Source organism: Candidatus Persebacteraceae bacterium Df01, assembly GCA_030386295.1.
In the GTDB taxonomy this organism is placed as follows: domain Bacteria; phylum Pseudomonadota; class Gammaproteobacteria; order Tethybacterales; family Persebacteraceae; genus Doriopsillibacter; species Doriopsillibacter californiensis.
Genome location: JANQAO010000002.1, coordinates 251,958 through 271,283, shown reverse-complemented (window position 1 = coordinate 271,283; position 19,326 = coordinate 251,958). Strand labels below are relative to the sequence as shown.

Here is a 19,326-nt window from a genome sequence, read left to right as displayed (position 1 = left end):
AAATAAAAGTTATGCGGTATCGCCTAGCAATCGATTGCGGATGTCTTCGTATTTGGCGATGGTGCTAGCAATAATTTCCGGTGGCAACGTTGGTGGTGGTGGTGATTTATCCCAATCCAGCGTTTCCAGCCAATCGCGTAAAATCTGCTTATCAAAGCTTGCCGGATTATGCCCCGCTTGCCAGGATTCTGCTGGCCAAAAACGTGATGAATCAGGTGTTAGTGCTTCATCTATCAATATCAGTTCACCATCATCATCCAAAGCAAACTCAAACTTGGTATCGGCGATAATAATACCGCGTGCCAAGGCGTATTCCGCTGCTTCTCGATAAAGCCGCAGTGTTGTCTCCCGAACTTTTTCGGCGGTGTCAGTACCGACAATACTAGCCATTTGCGAGTAAGAAATATTTTCGTCATGCTCTCCCTGTTCGGCTTTAGTGGCGGGTGTGAAAATGACTTCTGGTAGCTTGCCGGCCAATGGCAAGCCAGCGGGTAGTGACACTCCGCAAACGGAGTTGGTGCGCTGGTAATCTTTCCAGCCGGAGCCGATGAGATAACCGCGGCAGACGGCCTCTATTGGTAAGGGTTTCAAACGCTGCACCAGCATGGCGCGTCCTATGACTTGTTCCTGCTCATCGGCGGCAACTACCGACTCCGGTGCTTCTTCGGTAAGATGATTCTTTACTACATGCGCTAGATGTGAAAACCAAAAATGCGACATGGCGGTAAGCACCGCTCCTTTGCCCGGTAAAGGCTCTTTCATAATCACGTCAAAAGCCGATATACGATCACTCTGTACGATGAGTAATCGGTTATCATCTACTGCGTACATATCGCGCACCTTGCCGCGCCCAATAAGCGGCAACGAGTGCAATGAACTTTGCCACAAACCGCTCATGATTCTAATGTTGGTGGTGGTGTATTGCGGATTTTTTCGGCTTGGCGAATGCGAAAATCCTTGAGCTGCTGTGCGATGGCGGCATCGCTACCGGCCAAAATAGCGGCGGCGAACAATGCCGCATTGGCCGCGCCTGGTTCTCCGATAGCGAAAGTAGCTACTGGAATACCGCGTGGCATTTGCACAATGGCGTGAAGTGCATCAACGCCGCGCATTGGCGTGGCATCAATGGGGACTCCCAATACTGGTAGCGTAGTTTTAGCTGCTAGTACACCGGGCAAATGTGCTGCACCGCCAGCGCCGCCAATCATTACTCGTAACCCTCGTGCTTCCAACCCAACGGCGTATTCAAAAAATAAATCCGGCGTGCGGTGTGCTGAAATCACCCGTGTTTCATAAGCAATGTCGAAATCACGCAACACCTCAGCGGCGCGACGCATAATTGGCCAATCATTGGCGCTGCCCATCATAATTCCCACTAATGGCTGTGTTGTTGTCATGTTTTTAGGTGTTCTCCTTTCCGGCAAGTCTGGCGAAAGCGTTATGATACTAGAAAAAACGTCATCCGCTATACATAGCAGTGGACTCAAATTCTTCCATAAAGGTCTTCATAACGAATAATATCGTCTTCTCCAAAATAATCGCCAACTTGAACTTCAATAATAGATGCAGGTTGGTCGGTACGGTTTGCCATGCGATGCTTTTCGCCTTGCGAGATGTAGCAAGATTGGTTTGTTTCCATGTCAAACGTGCGCTCACCAATAACAATGGTCATCGTCCCCGTCACCGTTGTCCAGTGCTCGCTACGGTGTTGGTGTGACTGCAGGCTAAGTTGAGCTCCGGGTAGCACTTCAATGCGCTTGACTTTGTGACTATGGGATTCTTCTAGCACAGTGTAAGTCCCCCAAGGACGGTGTACTGTAGCCGGTGTTGTTGCCTCATCGCGATTGGTGGCACGTAGCTGATCAAATACTTCACGGGTACGTTCGGCACTGTCAGCGTTGGCAACAAGCAAAGCATCGGGACTGTCAATAATGTGCAAATTTTTGAGTGCAATGCCGGCTATCAGTCGTCCACCGCCTGCCACCAAGCAGTTGTCGCAATCAATCAACAGAGTGTCGCCGTCTGTGCGATTGCCGCGAGTGTCCGCCGGTAGCGTCTCACCCAGCGAGTGCCAAGAGCCAACATCATTCCACTCTGCACCGGCAACAACAGCCATAGCTGCTTTTTTTGTTTTTTCCATTACGGCATAATCAAAAGAAATGTTGGGGAACTGCGCGTGCAAGGGGGTATCTGGCAGCCAGCGGTTGTTGTCGGTGGGTGCGGTCTTAGCCAGTGCCTGCAGTGGTGGCATAATGTCGACAGCAGTTTGCGGCATTTCTTCCATCAATGTTCGCGGTGTGAAGCAAAAAATACCGGTATTCCAATAAAAATTGCCATCTTGTACAAAGGTAGTGGCATCTTCAAGTGGTGGTTTTTCAACAAAACGGCGTACGGGAAAGCAGTCTTCGGTGTTGGCAATGGAAATTTGCGGTGCGCACTCAATATAACCATAACCAGTGGCGGGATAAGTTGGCGTAACGCCGAGCAGTGCCAAATGTCCTTGTTTCGCTGCTTGTAGTGCGCTATCGGCAGCGCGCCAAAAAGCGATTGTGTTTTTTACCAAATGGTCGGCAGGTAGCGCTAATAAGAGAGCGTTGTTGCCAAAACGCTGCTGTATCCATACTGCTGCCAAAGCAATAGCTGGTGCCGTATTGCGTCCTGCTGGTTCGCCGATGAAAAAATGTGGTGCTTGTGGGGCGTTGTCGGAGGCGCTTTGCTCACACATAAACATGCTATCAGCAGCAGTTACCGTAAGCACTGCTGCGGGCTTTATGGAAGCATTGCACAAACGTGCATAGGTCATGTCAAGCAATGACTTGCCGCCGCCAAGCGGGGAGATAAATGGTTTGGGATGTGTTATTCGTGAGCGTGGCCACAAGCGTGAACCGCTGCCACCACAGATAATAACGGGAATAAAAGGTGTGTCTATGGATGTAATCATGAACAAATTATATGGTGGAAAAACAAAGCGTGTTTTTTAGTAGTTAACATTTTTTTCTGTAGATAATGAATTTTCTAAAATTCATTAAATAGCATTTCTCGCCACAGTAACATAAAACATAAGTGCCGAATTTTTTTTAATAAGCAAAAAATTAAATTGGCTGTCACAAAGCGACGTAAATTCGCTTGTATGAGAAAATATTTAAGTTTTAAATTAGGAAAACAATTCTCGCCACTGTCGCCAGCCGATAACACTACCGTTCCGAGCTGTTGCTGCGTGTCTAATTGCATCCCATAAGTGCATGGCATAACCGCTGTCCACGAGTAAATTAAAAGCAGGAACGTCGGTGCGGGCGTCCCTGATAACCAAGGCACCAATTTCTGCTACTCGAGTTTGTAGCAATTCATCCTTCTCCGGTGGTGCCACCGCGCATAATAATGACAGCATTTCTGGCGCACGCCACCCGCACAAGCCGAGACAGCAATGCGAATCACGACGTGGTAGCAGTAGGCGTGGTTTCGGCAAAACTTCGGACAGTTCCGGTGCCGTGCCGTCCGGCGCGGCTAATAATAAAAACTCGTCCGCCGACAGCCGGCAACAGAGAGAGCCGGTTTTCATCACTGCGCTGTGGTTAATATTAGGCACTCGTTTTTCGGTATCGCCCTTAGCACCCAATCGCGGTAACGGTGACAAGTCACAAAAACCCAGCGTCATCGCTGTGTCGCTACCGGTGTCTTCAACAATATCAGAATCCGCTACCGCGCACCATTCGGCGTGTTTGCCAAATACTCCCGCTAGCGGACTGCGCCACCGCCAACTCATTGCTGTCTTTCTCCTTTGGGGTCGTAAAACGGTAGTAACCGTACCTGTGCTTGCATAATTTCACCGCTTGCCGTGCGAATGCGCAGGTCACCACTATCTCGCGGCGTTTGTGGTGACGCATAAGCCAGCCCCACCATACAATCCAGCGTCGGCGAATACGATACTGATGTGACATGCCCCACCGCGTGGCCTTTGTCGTCCAGTACTAAATCGGCTTCGTTGAGCCGGTTTCGCCAGCATGCCGTTATTGTGAAGCCGCGTAATTGTCGGTGAATACCGCGTTGCCGGTGAATCTCCAAAGCTCGCTGACCTAGATAAAAATCTTTATCGCGTCCTAGTGACCACGCCATGTCTGCTTCTAGCGGTGTAGTCAACCCGTCGGTATCTTGTCCAACGATAACGTGTCCTTTTTCCAATCGCAACAACCGCTGGGCTTCTACGCCAAAAGGCTGTGCATGCGGTAATAGTTCTTTCCACAAATTTCGCATGTGACCCATCGGCAAATGAATTTCATAGCCTTTTTCGCCGACGAATCCGACACGTAATAATATTGCTGGAATTCCCTGCAAATTAATTTCCGCTGTCTTCATGTAGTTTATATTAATAGATTGACCGGCTATTTTTTCTAATAGCGGCGGTGCTTCCGGACCAGCTAAATTGATGGCGGCATAGGCCGATGTCATGTTGACAACATCTACCCGTAACTGCCAGCGAGCGCACCATAGTAACATTTGCCGGTAAATAGCATCGGCGTTGCCAGTTGTGGTTGTAACCCAAAAACGTTCTTCGTCTAGCCGTGCCACTACGCCGTCGTCGGTAATAATGCCACTTTCGTCCAACATTAAGGCGTAACGAACGGCACCGACAGCCTGTTTTTGGAATTTTCCAGTGTACAGGCGCTCTAAAAGCACGGCTGCGTCAGGGCCGGTAATTTGCATCTTACCCAATGTGGAAATGTCAATCATACCTATATGTTGTCGTACCGCAAGAGATTCTTTTTCGGCTCCGATATAATAGGCTGGCCGTAACCAAGCACTAGCGGGCATGAACTGAGCTGACAAATGCGTGTGCTGACCGTGCAGTACGGTGCGCTTGATAGGATGTTCTTCACCGGCCAGTTGAGCTAGCGTTTCTGCTGCCGCTGGTGGACGAGCTGTGACCTGTCCTACCATGCTCACTGCGCAGTTTAGGCGCTGAGCCAGATGACGAGCAGCGTGAATATTGGTCAATTTCCCTTGTGCTGGACCCATTCCTGCGGTGGTATAGCGTTTGAGTAGCTGAATATCGTCAAAGCCTTCATCTATGGCATCATCCAAATCGCGTGGTTGTAAGTCTTCATCAAAATCCACAAAAGCCTTGCCTTTACCATCCCACAACACGGCGGATGCGGGCGATGGTGTGGTATCGGCGGGCGGGCGGGTGCCGCCATTCATTGCCTCGGCACCGTCGGCAATAGCTGCCGACAAAGACGGGCGGTTGTGTACTGCGCCAGCCAATGCTGCGTGCTCAATAACCGGGCGGCACAATACGTCATCATATGGAAAAGTGATACCGATAGCCGCTGGCAACTCGGAGGCGGGAATACTACCAGCGTTCATCAACACGCAGTCGCAGGAAAATTTTTCCTGCGTGCCGTCAATAATAGCGTTTGCGCCACTTACGCTTTGAGTTCCGGTGGCAGTAAAAACAGTTACATTGTGGCGAACATCAAAACCGTCGGCGGTCAACTGAGCTGCCCATGGGGCGTCTTTGGCAGCAAGATTTAGTATGGCAGTAATAGATACGCCGTAGTTTGTTAATGCCCGTGCGGCATCGGCGTCGGCGGAGCAAGATGCCAGTATGACAGCGCGCTTGCCACATGCCAAATCATATAAAAATGCCAATCGGAGTGCCGCAGATACTAGCATCACGCCCGGCAAATCATTGCCAGTAAATACCGCTGGCAGCTCGCGGGCTCCAGTGGAGTAGATAATCTGTTCAGCGCGCAAACGCCAAGCGCAATTGGGTTGCGTGGCAACAATCAGGTTATCTTCAAACACGCCGGTCACATCGCATTGCAACAGTACTTTTATACCCGTTTCTGCCTCAACAGAAGCCAGCAATCTTTCACCGTCGCCACTTTCATCTGGACGCCAATTGAGTGAGCCGCCGAGAAGCGGGTTTTTATCTAGCAACCGTACACTTTTGCCCGCGCGGGCTGCCGTCAATGCAGCACTTAATCCTGCTGGACCGCCGCCAATAATGGCGACATCACAAAAATCGTGCGCTTTTTCTATATGTGACGGTGTCGCTGTTTGATTGACAACGCCAAGACCGGCTAGATTACGGATGAGTGGTTCCCATTTTGACCATATTCCGCGCGGTTTGAAAAAAGCTTTGTAATAAAAACCAGGAGGTAAGAAACGGGAAAATTGCCCCAAAATTGCCATTTTGTCATTTTCCAGCGTTCCTAAGTAATGGCGCGGACGAACCACCATATTGGGGGCGATGGGGGTACGGTCAGCTTGGGCGTTGGGATGGTCATCTATATCCATCAGCGTGTTGGCGTCGGCACCGGACAAAGACAACAGACCACGCCGGCGATGGTATTTGAAAGAACGAGAAAGCGTTTTGGTTCCAGCGCGCCACAAAGCCGTGGCAATAGTGTCACCAGAAAAACCTTCCATTTGCCGTCCTTCAAAATTGAAAGACACGCGGTTGCTGGTGTCAATAAACCGCCCCGCCTTCATAATGTTCCCGCCTCCAACTGTTTTTGTGCTTCGCCTACTGTCATCGTGGCACTGATAACGTCTGAGTACGTGTCACGACGTGCGGCAAACCAATATACACTAGGTGTGTGACACCACCATTCCCACACTTCGTTAGGCAAATTGGCGTCAAAAAACAAATAATCACGCCAAGTTGCATCATCAGCATCCGACGGCGGAACGGCGCGAATAGAGCCGCCACAGACAAATTCATCTTCTGGGCGTGGACCGTTGAGCGGGCAGGGTATCAATTTCATAGATTAGTGCCCAACCGCGGCAGCGCCTTTTTCGCCGACAAGTGACAAATTATCAAAACGTGACATCGCATAAGGTGTAATCAGTGCCGGTGGCTGACCGGTGGCGACGGTTTCTGCCATGGTAACTCCGCATACTGGTGTAGCTTTAAATCCCCATGTTCCCCAGCCGGCATCAATATAGTAATTGTCTAGCGGCGTTTTACCCATTACAGGTGAAAAATCTGCCGTCATGTCGGCGACGCCAGCCCATTGTCGCAGCAACCGTACTCCGCCCAAAAATGGGAACAATTGCAAAATATCGCCTGCCAGTGATTCTTTGAAATGCAATGTGGAGCGCGAACGGTGTAGTGGCCGCGGGTCTACACTACCGCCCATAACTAATTCGCCACGTGCTGATTGCGAGATGTATACGTGTAACGAACCGGAAACAATAATGGGGTCCAAAAATGGCGCTAACGGTTGTGACACCATTGCCTGTAAAGGAATGCTGGTGATAGGCACTTTAAAACCAGCCATCGCCGCGACCTGTGAGCTTTGACCAGCGACCGCCTGCATGACCGTGCCGGCACCAATTTCGCTGCCGTCGGCTAGACGAACACCAACTGCTTTACCACCTGCTTGGAGCACTTCGGTTACTTCGGTGTGGGAAAAAACGGAAACTCCCATTTCGGCGGCGCGGATGGCATATCCCCAGGCTACCGCATCGTGGCGGGCGATGGCTCCGGGCGGATGGTACAGCGCTCCCTGAATGGGATAGCGTACTGTTTCCGACATGTTGAGTTGCGGGCAGAGTTCGGCTAATTCGCGGCGGTCAACAAAGCGTGAGTCTTCACCCAAGTGGCGGTTCATGTTGGCACGCCAGCGGGCAGTGCGACAAGCGGCGTCGGTATGTGCCAAAGTTAAATGACCACGCGGTGAATACAGCAAATTAATATCTAGTTCAGAGGATAAATTTTGATACAGCCGCATGGATTCGCCATAAAAGCGAACGGCTTCGGCGGTTAGATAGTTGGAGCGGATGATGGTGGTATTGCGTGCCGTATTGCCGCCAGCCAGCCAGCTTTTATCTAACACTGCAACATTGCGAATGCCGTGATTTTTAGCCAAATAATAAGCACACGCCAGCCCATGACCACCGCCACCGATAATCACCACATCGTAATGTTTTTTGCGTGTTGGTGTGGGCGGCATCAGACGCCGTAATGGGCGACGGCGAAAAGCACAACGGAGTAAAGCAAGTGGCATATCGTTGATTATACTGTCCATCTTAAGTTAGGATACAACAAAATAAATTAGCCATGCGTTTACGCGCTTACCAAGAAGATTATGTGCAATGAAAATCCGTTTTTGGTGTCAATAGGGTGCGAATAATGGAGAAAACGGTAAGAGAAATTTCAAAAATAGCTATAAATATATAATAAGAAATGCGAAAAATTTACGATTACATTGTAGTAGGTGGCGGTAGTGCGGGTTGTTTGCTGGCTAATCGGCTAAGCGCCGGTAGCGCGCGGGTGCTGTTGTTGGAAGCAGGCGGTACGGGACGGGGCAATATTTGGCTAAAAATTCCCATTGGTTACTTGCAGACAATGGGCAATCCAGCTACGGATTGGTGCTTTGTGCTCAAAGAAAACCCGCATCTCAACGGTCGTCGCTTGCCTTATCCGCGAGGGCGAGTGCTGGGCGGTTCTTCTGCTATTAACGGGATGATTTATATTCGCGGTCAAGCGCGTGATTATGATTTGTGGGCGCAAGCTGGCTGTGAAGGTTGGGAATGGAATAGCGTGCTACCTTATTTTTTACGCCACGAAAATAACGCCATACTGGGTGGCGCATTACACAACCAAAGTGGTGAGGTTTGTGTACAACCGGTGCGTAGCAACTGGCGTATTTTGGACGCTTTTGCGGAGGCAGCTGAAACCTGTGGTATTCCTCGAGTGGAGGATTTTAACGGTGGCGATAATTTGGGTGTGTCCTATTATCAGGTTAACCAAAAAAACGGAATGCGACAGACGTCGGCGGATGCTTTTTTGTGGCCGATCAGACAAAGACCAAATTTGACTGTGGAAACCGGCGCCCGTGGTCGGCGGTTGTTGTTAGAAAATGGAAATGTTGTGGGTGTGGAATATCAAACACTAGACGGAGTGCAAACGGTACATACTGATGGTGAGGTTATCTTGTCGGCAGGTAGCATTGGGTCACCGCAGATTTTGCAGTGTTCAGGCATTGGCTCGCCAGAACTGCTCAGTGAAGTCGGTGTGGAAACAGTTCACGCCTTGCCAGGCGTTGGTGAAAATTTACAAGACCATCTGCAAATTCGTATCGCTTTTTCCGTTAACGGCGTGCGTACTCTTAATGAAATGTCATATAACCCGTTGTGGAAAGTTGGCATGGGACTGCAATATGTTTTCTGTCGGCGAGGTCCGCTAGCATCGGCTCCCAGCCAGCTGGGATGTTTTGCGTACAGCGATGACAGTATGCCAGCACCTGATTTGCAATATCACCTGCAACCGCTGTCATTGGATAATTTTGGTGACCCGCTACATCGCCATCCCGGCTTTACAGCGTCGGTGTGCGATTTGCGTCCACATAGTCGCGGTTATGTGCGCATTGCTTCAGCCGACCCACTCGCCACGCCGGTGATTGATGCACAACATTTATCTCATCCGCAAGACCGTCTAACAGCGGCTCGCGCTATTCGTCATTCCCGCCACTTGTGTGCCGCCGCTCCTTTGTCCAAATTTGTATCAAAAGAAATTGCTCCGGGTACAGGGATGCAAAGTGATGAAGAGTTGGCATTGGCGGCAGGAGAGCATTCCACTACTATTTTTCATCCTACTGGCACTTGTAAGATGGGGCGGGAAGATGACGATACTGCGGTCGTGGACTCGCGCTTGCGAGTGCGTGGATTGTCAGGATTGCGTGTCGCTGACGCCTCTATCATGCCAGATATTATTTCGGGAAATACCAACGCGCCGACGCTGATGATTGCCGAAAAGGCAGCTGCTCTTATTTTGGAAGACGCAGTTAATTAGCGGCTTACCTGCCGTTATTTCGTCTTTGGTGGCTAATTTACTGTTCAGTATTTTTTGCTTTGGTGTTGCACATCGCTCATAGTTTTGAATAAAGCGCTGGCTGGGTTTTAGAGAAAAAGCCGCTTGGTCGCTTATTGGAATGCGAACCTGATACGTTATCTCGGCGGTAATATCGCCCATCCCATTTCTAAAGCCGGTAAATTAGCACCGCTTAACCAATCAACCTTGAAGTTAGGTTGCCGCTGTAACAGGGGAGTGCTTTGAGAAAAAACAAAAGGCTGGTTTTGTCTGCCTTTGCCATTATCCACTACCCACACAATAACAGCACCTGACTGATGAATATCGTCTGCTTTTACCCAAAAACTCTTTTTTAAATCTCCGTCTATCACTGCCGACGGTCGCCATTGTGAGTAATATGAAACCATAGAAGCTGTATGTTTTTTACCAATAACATAGGACAGAGGCTGTTCCGGAAATTGTTGCGCCCATTCGCGGTCTATGTGTGAGGCAATTTGGGCAGCGGGATAGTGTACACGCTTTGCTTTTCCGGTGAGATAAGGACCTCCTATAAAAATAGCGGTATGAATGATAACGGTCAATGCTGAGATAATAATAAAACCACGACGCCAAAAACGTATATTGAGTTTGCCATCACCATGCCACATTAATATTAACAGAGGCCACAAAGAACACATAGCTGCCCCCCACGTGGATTTAAAGCGCAATCCACCAACAGCCGAAATTAACATCGCAAGTAATAGTGGCGAGAAAGCGGCAACGATAATAAAACGGTTTGAAAAAGTGGGTGTTGCTGTTGACCATCGTGGTAACCAACGCCCTGTTGCTAACCGACATAACGCTACGGCTAAGATAGACGCCATTACTTGCGCTAGCATAAAGTGCAGAGGGAATACGGCTGACTGCCACCATGCAGTTGATTTTTTTGCCCGGTTAAAAGCAAATTCTACCGGTTGAAAATCAGTTGCTGTTAACGCCCAAATATTGGGAAGGATCAAAATGGTAAAAACTGCCATCGCTGCGTATGGTCCCCAGCTACGATAAAACCCTCGCGCTTGCCGATCCCACAAACTCCACAAAAATATACTTACGAGCACTAGCAGTGAAGAATATTTGGCCCACATGGCAAAAGCCGCTATCATACCGGCTACCGGCCACCAATATTTTCCTAGTGAAAATGCGCGCCATACAGTCAAAAAAAACAAGGTAATTGCGGTTAGTTGGGCGACATTGTGATTGAATTCTATGGCGCTGATATTAAAATAAAACACTCCTTCCAAAGATAAGGCAGCAATTGCTGCGGTATTATTGTTTTTGAGTGTATCTCGCGCCAATTGCCAAACTGCCCATATCGCCACACAAGAGAAAAAAGGTGATATTGCCGACAATGCCAAATGATTGCCAGAAAATGTGATATGGACTGCCTCATTAATCCATGCTGGCAGTCCGGGATGACTGGAATATACTAGACGCCACTCTTTCCCCCAAGCTAAATGTTCCAGCACGTCCAGCGGCAGCGTCGGTTGTGTCAGCCATATAACTACTGTCCAAATGACAAAACGTGCTATTAAATATATAGCAACAAAACGATTTGGATAGTGCCAAAGTTGACACATATTGTTCATTAATTAAATGATTTGCGCATCATACAATTCTGCAAACAGAGGGCAAGTATGGCGTAAAGTGGCGACCGTTCCCGAAGCGATAATTTTACCGCCGTCCAACACAATAATACGGTCAGCAAAATCAATTGTAGAAAATCGGTGAGCAATGATAATTGCCGTGCGCCCGATAAGCAGGCGCCGCATGGCTTCTTTAATTGTGGTTTCGGTTTCACTGTCCAGTGCCGATGTCGCCTCGTCCAAAATAATAATGGGTGCGTCACGGTAAAAAGCTCGTGCCAATGCCAATCGTTGTCGCTGCCCGCCCGATAAATATGCGCCATTTTCGCCTATCCGCGTTTGTATACCATGTGGCAAGGCGGCGACAAAATCATTGGCAGCAGCATTTTTTAATGCTCGCTCAACTTTATCAATATCCGCCGCGCCTCCGTCGGGATACGCTACGTTTATCGCCACGGTGTCATCAAACAACAGCGGTTCTTGTGTGACTAGCGCAATTTGGTGGCGCAATGACGCTAAAGAGATCTCTCGTAAATCGTGGTTGTCTAACCGAATTACGCCCGCCGTCGGTGTGTAAAAGCGCGGTAATAGATTTGCTAAAGTCGTTTTGCCGGCACCGGAGCGTCCCACCAACGCTACCGTTTCACCGGGCGCAAGAGTCAGCGACACGTCGTCCAGTACCAATTGCGTATTTTGATTGTAAGCAAAAGAAATGTTTTCAAAAGCAATTGCTCCCTGTGCTCGCGCTATTGTTGTTTTGCCGTTATCTATTTCGGTATCGGTCCCTAAAAAATAAGAAATTTCACGCGCCGCCACGATCAGTTCTTCAAATATTGACGTTGATCGGGTAATTACACGCACTGAACGCGGCATCAGCAGCATCACACCGACAAACGCGGCGACATCGCCGCTGCTCATTTGCGCATTGAGCAAAGCGTCTACCACGTACACAAGAATAACCGCGCTGGGAATGGCGATAATCATCTGTGATAGCGGTTGTCCCGCAGCTATTACGATTTGTTGACGTAGCTGTGCACCTCGTAATGAAGAAAATTTATCTCGTAATGAATGCTCGGCGGTACTGTCGCTAGCAAGTTTGATAATTGGTAACAGCCGCACTGTTTCATTTAAATGACTTTGGCTTGCAGCAATATCTCTCTGGGCACGAGTTGCAGCAATTTTCATTTTTGTCCCCAATATTTTAATCAACAACGACACAAACGGCACTGCTACTAATACAATGCATGCCAATTTCCATTGCAAATAAAACATCCAGCTAAGATAAACCGCGGTTTTAACGGTTTCTTGCACCAGTGCCGTAAATACTGGCAGGACGGGCGAAGCCAATGCCGGTACAAAAGCCATAAAGCGAGATGTGGTTTTCCCCAGCGTTTCCGTTTGCCGATGGTTGAGCGGCAGGCGCAATAAATGTGCCGTCATATCATCGCGCAATTTTTTTTGCATGGTGACGTTCAGCCAGCCACCTAAATAGGAACGACCATAGCTAAACAAGGACAATAATGTAATTAAGCCCAATAAAACGTAAGGTAGCCACGTTGGCTGGACAAAAAAATCGGTATTTTCGGCGGAATCCAACAGTGGTTTCATCATCATCGGCAACAACGGTTCCAAAGCTGCTACCGCTAGCATGCACGTGACCATGCCGATAAAGGGAGCGCGATGGCGAAGCAAATACGGGAGATAAAGGCGTGCCAGCCGCCTCCGTTCGCTTTGGGTTATTTCCAATGCTTTGCGAGTTGCGGCATAGGCAACGTCCGTTTGTACCAGTTGCCGACGGTGCCTTTAATCACTTTATCCAGCTTGGGCGTACCACCATGGAAAGCGATAATTTTTGTGCCCGCTTCCATTTGTGGACGCCGCAGCCAGTTCAGAGGAAATATCGGCAAGCAATGACGCTTAAAGCTTCTTACCCACGATTCCGGCCGCCAAGTAATATTATTTTTTTCTATGGCATGAGTTATAAACGCTTGTTCGGTAGGAAAAATAAGACGATTATTTGCGTGTGCTGGATTTTGTAAAAATAAATTTGCTACATGCGAATTCGTTCCGGTCTCAAAACGAAATACAGACGAATTTCCTACTTGGGGGCGTGCGCGAAAAATTTGTTTGCGTCGCTCAATCCAATTGCGAATAATATAAAAACGTCTCGGATACGAAAAAAAATCATCCATGTTGTCTACAATTACTGTGTCTAAATCCAAAAACAGACAGCGACCAGAAAGCTTGGCGTCAGGGTGCATAACTGCCAGCTTCCACCAGATACCGGATAATTCCGACCCTAATGTTAGTGATTGTATGTTGCGAGATTCGATTGCTGGTTCCATGCCGGTTGGTTCATCCGTAAAACAAACAAAACGAAACGGTGGCGATAAATGCCGCGCCACTCCCCGATACAGGCGATTAACCCACTCGGCGGTATGAGGATGATTTCCCCACTTTAGACAAACAACAGTTTTTTCAATAGTAGCCATAGGGTTATAAATGGTGGGCGCTGCTGGGATCGAACCAGCGACCTCTGCCGTGTGAAGGCAGCGCTCTCCCACTGAGCTAAGCGCCCGAAAACGTTATTTTATCGCACTGTAGGCGTGCCATCATTTATCATGGACGGGTTTGATAAATGTGAATTCAACGCTCAAACAAAAACATCCAACCATATCCGGCAATCAAAGCCGGTATTGCAGTGTACAGTGTGGCAATGACGGAGGCTTTGGGAGCAATAGCGACGGCGGGAAACAGTGCATCACCGTCGTTGGAAATGGCATTGGCTAGTTGTGCCGACAGCGGAATTACACCGTTTACAAACAAAGTGGCGACTACTACTTGCGGACCACAGCCGGGAATAAAGCCGATAATTACCGCTACCAGCGGCGTTAGCCAAACCCAAGATTGCAGTAATCCTGCTAAATTAAGATGGAAGTAACTTTCTAGTACCCCATAGCCGAAAAAACCACACAGCACCCAAAAGGTAATAAAGTTGGTGGTATCGGTAACCCGTCTTGTCATAGTGCGTCGCTCTGAAATACACAGGCGAATGTCGGATAGTGGATTAAGTGTCCACATAACAATAGCAAATAGTGCCGCGGCGGCGCCAAAAGGACTAACCCAATCTACTCCGCCAATTTGTGAGACTTTAGCGACATCAACCTGAAAAGCGTAGGAAATGCCAATAATTGCACCGGGGACAAACAGTACCATCCACAAAAGGTAAAATGGCGACAATAGTGGGTTTTCCTCAATATCGGAGTCAACGTCTACATTTTTAGTATCAGGGCGTAAAAAATCACGACCATGAATACGGTCTACTATAAAACCAAAAACCAATCCCATGACAAAACAAATAGCGAATATTTTTATTGCTACCAGCGGCGTTTTGGCGAGTAACAAAAAGGCGGCATCTCCCATAGTGGCGGTAAGCGTAGCTACTACGCCACCAAAACTCATGGCGCCGCGAATGTATTGGGTGACCACAAAAATGGCACCGCCGCAACCGGGAATAGCACCAAAAATAGCGGCAATGGGAACTTGCCAGCGCGCATGGCGGCGCAAAATTTCCCGCATTTCGCGCTTTTGGGCACGCTCAAACATAATCAATCCAATAAGCGTAGCAGCGACAAAGATGCTTACTTGATAATAAGATTCGCTCAATGCCGTGAACGCGATATCTCGGGTGGCTGGATAAAGGATAAGAAGAACACTAGCGACTAGAGCAACGATTTTGCCCAAGGCAAGATTGTCAACAATATTGTGTAAGCCGCGTTTGATAACAACTGTGTTCATTAATTCTTATTATAATTCAAGCAATCGTGGTTGTACGATGTCGTTTGATGCACACGGCAATTTTTATTTTTCAATAGATAAATTCGACAATGAAAACAATTAGCGTTATTTCTGTGCGTGAAGATTTGGACGCGCGCCAGCTGGCAGCTCTGTTACCCGCTGCGCAAATGGCGACAATTGTGCCATCGGCGGGAATAGCTGTATTGCTCACTACATATGTCGTATCAGACATAGAAGCAGCGGTTGAATTAGCAAAAGGTAATAACTTTCCAATTGTTGCACAGGTGCCGTCGCATTTTTCTTATTTGTCTGCCTTGCGCCGGCGAGCCGCAGAAAAATGGCCAGATTTTAATATATTGGAATGGAATACTGCGGCTGATGATGTCACGTTACAAGAATTGGTAACAGCGATTGTGCAGCAGCTTTTTTCGCAGACATCACCCCAAAATTCCACCATTGCGCTAACTCACAAATCACAAATTGCCACCAGTTCGTCCAACTCCCAGCACCATATTTCTACACCTTCTTCAAAAACCGACACTATCCGACCTCAGGGCGATTTTGTTTCTGGGATTGATTGGAAGCGGGCGCGTCATCTTGTTGGCGCGTCGCCGATATTCAATTATTTGGAGGAAGCGGAAAAAGCCATCGCCGCTAATGAAATTGCTAACATTTTGCCGTTGTTAGACATGGCACAACAACACATCAATGTGGCGTTGCCTGAACGTCAACCGTTTTTGCAGACGCTACTGTTGCGTCTTAGCGCGACAGTGCGTGATGACATTATCGTTGTAGTTGATTCTTTGAAGGCAATTTCCTTGTCCGCCGAAGAAGAGGAAATTGCTTGCATTAAGCCATTTCTGATGGCATTCAAAGCACGTTGTGCATTGGACGGGATTTTAGATTGATTGCATTGCTTTTGGATGGTTGAAAGAAAATACCGTCTGACGCTCGTGTTAGAATAATTTTCATGTCTGAAACCACCTATTCCTATAAGCAGCTTTTGGAAAAAGCTACTTCCCGCTGCGACTTATCCGCCACTGAAATGGCTACGGCCGTGTGCGGTATATTAGAAGGGGAATGGACTCCGGTGCAAACAGCTGGTTTTTTGGTGGCAATGAAAATTAAAGGCGAAACGCCGGAGGAATTAGCGGCGGCAGCAGATGTTATGCGCACTATGATGATTCCGGTATCCTTAGCTGACGACAATGCGGTGGATACTTGCGGCACTGGCGGTGATGGGGCTGGATTGTTTAATGTTTCTACTGCTGCCGCTTTTGTTGCTGCCGCAGCTGGTGTGTGTGTGGCAAAACACGGTAATCGTGCGTTATCCAGCACTTCAGGCAGTTCAGATTTGTTGTCAGAACTTGGTGCGTCGCTGGATACGGAGCCGGACAAAATTGCCGAGTTGATTCAGCGCCTTGGCATTGGCTTTATGTTTGCACCTAATCATCATCCGGCAATGCGCCATGCCGCACCGGTGCGGCGCGAGCTGGGTGTGCGGACAATGTTTAATTTGCTGGGACCATTGTGTAATCCCGCTGGTGTGCGGCGGCAAGTTACTGGTGTTTTTAATTTGCAATTGTTAGTTTCATACGCAGAGACTTTGGCTGCTTGTGGTGCCCAGCGGGCGATGGTAGTTCATGGCGAAGGACTGGACGAAATTACCATTGCCGGTGAAACTGCCATTGCGGAGTGGCGCGATGGCGCTATTGTTCGTTATACGATTGCGCCGACAGATGTCGGACTCAGCGTCGCGTCGCTTGATTCTTTGCGAGTTTCGTCAGCGGCAGAATCGGCGGCATTAATTAATGCGGTATTTGCTGGTAACACCGGTGCCGCGCGAGATATCGTATTGCTCAACGCCGCTGCCGCTTTGATGGTCGCAGACAAGGCCGTAGACTTTGCAGACGGTGTACAACAAGCGGCGGTGGCGGTAGACAGTGGTGCGGCGGCGCAAAAGTTGAGCGATTTTGTCGCTGCGTCCTCCTAATTTTCTGTTGAATACACCGGCTTTCTTGCAGCGTATCGTTGCCGACAAGCGTTGCGAAGTAGCGCGCCGACGACAGAACGAATCATTAATCACAGTGCAACAAAGAGCTTCTGCGGTGCCGCCACCGCGTGATTTTGTTGCTGCTTTGCAATCGCCAAATAGTCGCTTGCCAGTCATTGCCGAAATCAAGAAAAAAAGCCCCAGTAAGGGGTTATTGCGTGCTGATTTTGATCCTGCTACGCTAGCATCTCAATATGAAGCTGGAGGTGCTACCTGTTTGTCGGTTCTCACCGACACGCCATACTTTGGTGGTAAAGATGCACACTTACAACAAGCGCGCGCTGCTTGTATGTTGCCTATATTGCGTAAAGATTTTATGCTGGAAGAATGGCAGATTTATGAATCTCGGGCGTTGGAAGCGGATGCGGTATTGTTAATTGTTGCCGCATTGACGCCGGAACTCATGCACAGCATGGCACAAGCAGCACACAAACTGGGCATGGCGGTGTTAACCGAATCGCATACTGCAGAAGAACTGGAAATGGCGCTGACCGTACCGAACGCACTTATCGGCATTAACAATCGCAACTTACACACTTTTGAAGTGTCGTTGCAAACATCCATAAATTTGTTACCGCTAGCGCATGCTACTACTCCGCGTCCGCTCACTGTAGCCGAAAGCGGTATTGCTAGCAATGCAGATATTAAATCGCTTACTGCTGCTGGCGTCGATGCTTTCTTAATTGGCGAGACTTTTATGCGAGCATCAGATCCCGGTACTGCTTTGCGGCAATTGTTTGCCGATTAATTATTTATTAATCGGCGTTTGACGGCCATTTATACATTCGCAATTAAACGAAATAATATTTAATTTGAACGAGTTAACAAGGTGTGCATAAATTCTTTTGCTTGCTGTTGTGTTTTGCGTACGTCAGGTGCATTTTCGTGTAGCACTGTCTGCAGCCAATCATTAATATTGTCAATTATCAAATCACGCAAAAAATCTATATGTGGTGGCGAGTCGTTGAGTGCTGGCAGATAATGAAACTGCTTGCCACCTGCTTGCTTAAAAAAATCGCCGTTTTCAATAGCAATTTCTTCCAGTGTTTCCAAACAATCGGAAGCAAAAGCAGGGCACACCACGTGCACATGATGAACGCCTTGTGCAGGCAATTTTTTTAGTGTTTCGTCTGTATAGGGTTGTAGCCACTTGGCAGGACCAAAACGCGATTGAAATGTCGTCATCCATTCGTTATCGTGAAGCCCCAATGCTGTCGCCGCCAATCGCGCTGTTTTGTGACACCAGCAATGATAGGGATCGCCTGCCATCAACATGGCGAGCGGTGTACCATGAAAAGAAAATATTAATTTGTCTGGACGACCGTGTGCTTGTTGTGCTGTGCGGATGGAATCGACCAGTGTCGTAACATAACGCGGGTCGTCACAATAGCCGGAAACAAAACGCATATGTGGCGTCTCTCGCCATTTTGATAATTCACGCGTGACATCGCAAAAAACCGAACCGACGGTGCTGCTGGCATATTGTGGATATAACGGCAGCACCACAATGCGCCGGCAGTTTTGTGCTTGCAGTGCTTGTAATGCGCTGGCAACAGATGGCTTGCCGTAGCTCATTCCTAATTCCACAACAACGGGTTCTTTGGCAAAAGCGGCGGCAAGTTTTTGTTGTTGCGCTCGAGAAATAACCATTAGCGGAGAGCCTTGGTCTGTCCACACTGATTGATAAGCAGTCGCCGAGCGTGGCGCGCGGCGTGGCACAATGATGCAGTATAGCAATGGCAGCCACCACCAGTGCGGCGCTTCTACCACGCGGCGATCGCTCAAAAATTGACGTAAATACGTCCGCAACATTTTAGCGGTGGGTGCTGTTGGGGTACCTAAATTAACCAGTAATACACCAATATTTTCGGCTGTGCCGTGCTGGTACCGTTGATTGGCGGTAAGTGTGCTCATGATAGTATGTTGTGGGGTGTATAGGAGAAAATAAATAGACAGCAGGTTATGACATTCGGAAAGATGTCTAATTGCATCATATTGTGCCATTAAAAAATGTTACACAAGAAAATTGTTGTTTA

General features: G+C 48.5%; 16 protein-coding genes and 1 tRNA gene. 4 read left to right on the top strand and 13 right to left on the bottom strand.

All coding sequences use genetic code 11. The features are described from left to right. Window positions 1-9: 9 nt before the first annotated feature. The 7 genes from NQX30_04400 to NQX30_04370 all read right to left on the bottom strand — a co-directional run bounded on the left by NQX30_04400 (window position 10) and on the right by NQX30_04370 (window position 8,012). Window positions 10-897: a phosphoribosylaminoimidazolesuccinocarboxamide synthase gene (locus NQX30_04400; protein MDM5147610.1), complete on the bottom strand. Its 888-nt coding sequence runs from the start codon at window positions 895-897 to the stop codon at window positions 10-12. After that, window positions 894-1,397, bottom strand: a complete 504-nt coding sequence (gene purE, locus NQX30_04395; GenBank protein ID MDM5147609.1) for a 5-(carboxyamino)imidazole ribonucleotide mutase — start codon at window positions 1,395-1,397, stop codon at window positions 894-896. Before purE ends, NQX30_04400 begins: the two co-directional genes overlap by 4 nt. 86 nt (window positions 1,398-1,483) lie before the next feature. Further along, on the bottom strand, window positions 1,484-2,941 hold the full coding sequence (locus NQX30_04390; GenBank protein ID MDM5147608.1) for a mannose-1-phosphate guanylyltransferase/mannose-6-phosphate isomerase: 1,458 nt from the start codon (window positions 2,939-2,941) through the stop codon (window positions 1,484-1,486). A gap of 213 nt (window positions 2,942-3,154) precedes the next feature. Further along, window positions 3,155-3,763: a hypothetical protein gene (locus NQX30_04385; protein ID MDM5147607.1), complete on the bottom strand. Its 609-nt coding sequence runs from the start codon at window positions 3,761-3,763 to the stop codon at window positions 3,155-3,157. After that, window positions 3,760-6,492 (bottom strand): 2Fe-2S iron-sulfur cluster-binding protein, encoded by a 2,733-nt coding sequence (locus tag NQX30_04380; protein ID MDM5147606.1) that lies wholly within the window; start codon window positions 6,490-6,492, stop codon window positions 3,760-3,762. Before NQX30_04380 ends, NQX30_04385 begins: the two co-directional genes overlap by 4 nt. Further along, a complete protein-coding gene (locus tag NQX30_04375) occupies window positions 6,489-6,767 on the bottom strand; it encodes a sarcosine oxidase subunit delta (GenBank protein ID MDM5147605.1) in 279 nt (92 codons plus the stop codon). Before NQX30_04375 ends, NQX30_04380 begins: the two co-directional genes overlap by 4 nt. Window positions 6,768-6,770: 3 nt before the next feature. After that, the gene (locus tag NQX30_04370; protein MDM5147604.1) at window positions 6,771-8,012 is read right to left on the bottom strand and encodes an FAD-dependent oxidoreductase; all 1,242 of its coding nucleotides are present in this window, start codon (window positions 8,010-8,012) and stop codon (window positions 6,771-6,773) included. A gap of 179 nt (window positions 8,013-8,191) precedes the next feature. Here NQX30_04370 and NQX30_04365 point away from each other — a divergent pair, with 179 nt between their 5' ends. Further along, window positions 8,192-9,799, top strand: a complete 1,608-nt coding sequence (locus NQX30_04365; GenBank protein MDM5147603.1) for a GMC family oxidoreductase N-terminal domain-containing protein — start codon at window positions 8,192-8,194, stop codon at window positions 9,797-9,799. Between the two features lie 155 nt (window positions 9,800-9,954). Here NQX30_04365 and NQX30_04360 read toward each other — a convergent pair whose 3' ends face one another. From NQX30_04360 to NQX30_04340, 5 genes are all read right to left on the bottom strand, one after another. After that, complete coding sequence (locus NQX30_04360; GenBank protein ID MDM5147602.1) at window positions 9,955-11,442, bottom strand: glycosyltransferase family 39 protein; 1,488 nt, start codon at window positions 11,440-11,442, stop codon at window positions 9,955-9,957. Between the two features lie 3 nt (window positions 11,443-11,445). Further along, window positions 11,446-13,185 (bottom strand): ATP-binding cassette domain-containing protein, encoded by a 1,740-nt coding sequence (locus tag NQX30_04355; GenBank protein ID MDM5147601.1) that lies wholly within the window; start codon window positions 13,183-13,185, stop codon window positions 11,446-11,448. After that, window positions 13,176-13,931: a glycosyl transferase gene (locus tag NQX30_04350; protein MDM5147600.1), complete on the bottom strand. Its 756-nt coding sequence runs from the start codon at window positions 13,929-13,931 to the stop codon at window positions 13,176-13,178. The genes NQX30_04355 and NQX30_04350 overlap by 10 nt, the downstream gene beginning before the upstream one ends. Window positions 13,932-13,942: 11 nt before the next feature. Then, window positions 13,943-14,017 (bottom strand) — tRNA-Val (locus NQX30_04345). A gap of 68 nt (window positions 14,018-14,085) precedes the next feature. Next, complete coding sequence (locus NQX30_04340) at window positions 14,086-15,237, bottom strand: putative manganese transporter (GenBank protein ID MDM5147599.1); 1,152 nt, start codon at window positions 15,235-15,237, stop codon at window positions 14,086-14,088. 89 nt (window positions 15,238-15,326) lie between these two features. On the opposite strand from NQX30_04340, the gene NQX30_04335 reads away from it, so the two are divergent. The 3 genes from NQX30_04335 (at window position 15,327) to trpC (ending at window position 18,038) form a co-directional block, all read left to right on the top strand. After that, window positions 15,327-16,145 carry a hypothetical protein gene (locus NQX30_04335; GenBank protein MDM5147598.1) on the top strand — a complete coding sequence of 273 codons (819 nt, stop codon included), beginning with the start codon at window positions 15,327-15,329 and terminating at the stop codon, window positions 16,143-16,145. A gap of 62 nt (window positions 16,146-16,207) precedes the next feature. Continuing rightward, window positions 16,208-17,230 carry an anthranilate phosphoribosyltransferase gene (trpD, locus tag NQX30_04330; protein ID MDM5147597.1) on the top strand — a complete coding sequence of 341 codons (1,023 nt, stop codon included), beginning with the start codon at window positions 16,208-16,210 and terminating at the stop codon, window positions 17,228-17,230. Next, a complete protein-coding gene (gene trpC, locus NQX30_04325) occupies window positions 17,211-18,038 on the top strand; it encodes an indole-3-glycerol phosphate synthase TrpC (protein ID MDM5147596.1) in 828 nt (275 codons plus the stop codon). The genes trpD and trpC overlap by 20 nt, the downstream gene beginning before the upstream one ends. A gap of 59 nt (window positions 18,039-18,097) precedes the next feature. Here trpC and hemH read toward each other — a convergent pair whose 3' ends face one another. Continuing rightward, complete coding sequence (gene hemH / locus NQX30_04320; GenBank protein ID MDM5147595.1) at window positions 18,098-19,204, bottom strand: ferrochelatase; 1,107 nt, start codon at window positions 19,202-19,204, stop codon at window positions 18,098-18,100. Window positions 19,205-19,326: the final 122 nt, after the last annotated feature.

Excerpts from the sequence above, each read along its gene's own strand:
- NQX30_04400 (MDM5147610.1), bottom strand. The coding sequence starts at position 897 with ATGAGCGGTTTGTGGCAAAGTTCATTGCACTCGTTGCCGCTTATTGGG.
- purE (MDM5147609.1), bottom strand. The coding sequence starts at position 1,397 with ATGACAACAACACAGCCATTAGTGGGAATTATGATGGGCAGCGCCAAT.
- NQX30_04390 (MDM5147608.1), bottom strand. The coding sequence starts at position 2,941 with ATGATTACATCCATAGACACACCTTTTATTCCCGTTATTATCTGTGGT.
- NQX30_04385 (MDM5147607.1), bottom strand. The coding sequence starts at position 3,763 with ATGAGTTGGCGGTGGCGCAGTCCGCTAGCGGGAGTATTTGGCAAACAC.
- NQX30_04380 (MDM5147606.1), bottom strand. The coding sequence starts at position 6,492 with ATGAAGGCGGGGCGGTTTATTGACACCAGCAACCGCGTGTCTTTCAAT.
- NQX30_04375 (MDM5147605.1), bottom strand. The coding sequence starts at position 6,767 with ATGAAATTGATACCCTGCCCGCTCAACGGTCCACGCCCAGAAGATGAA.
- NQX30_04370 (MDM5147604.1), bottom strand. The coding sequence starts at position 8,012 with ATGCCACTTGCTTTACTCCGTTGTGCTTTTCGCCGTCGCCCATTACGG.
- NQX30_04365 (MDM5147603.1), top strand. The coding sequence starts at position 8,192 with ATGCGAAAAATTTACGATTACATTGTAGTAGGTGGCGGTAGTGCGGGT.
- NQX30_04360 (MDM5147602.1), bottom strand. The coding sequence starts at position 11,442 with ATGAACAATATGTGTCAACTTTGGCACTATCCAAATCGTTTTGTTGCT.
- NQX30_04350 (MDM5147600.1), bottom strand. The coding sequence starts at position 13,931 with ATGGCTACTATTGAAAAAACTGTTGTTTGTCTAAAGTGGGGAAATCAT.
- NQX30_04340 (MDM5147599.1), bottom strand. The coding sequence starts at position 15,237 with ATGAACACAGTTGTTATCAAACGCGGCTTACACAATATTGTTGACAAT.
- NQX30_04335 (MDM5147598.1), top strand. The coding sequence starts at position 15,327 with ATGAAAACAATTAGCGTTATTTCTGTGCGTGAAGATTTGGACGCGCGC.
- trpD (MDM5147597.1), top strand. The coding sequence starts at position 16,208 with ATGTCTGAAACCACCTATTCCTATAAGCAGCTTTTGGAAAAAGCTACT.
- hemH (MDM5147595.1), bottom strand. The coding sequence starts at position 19,204 with ATGAGCACACTTACCGCCAATCAACGGTACCAGCACGGCACAGCCGAA.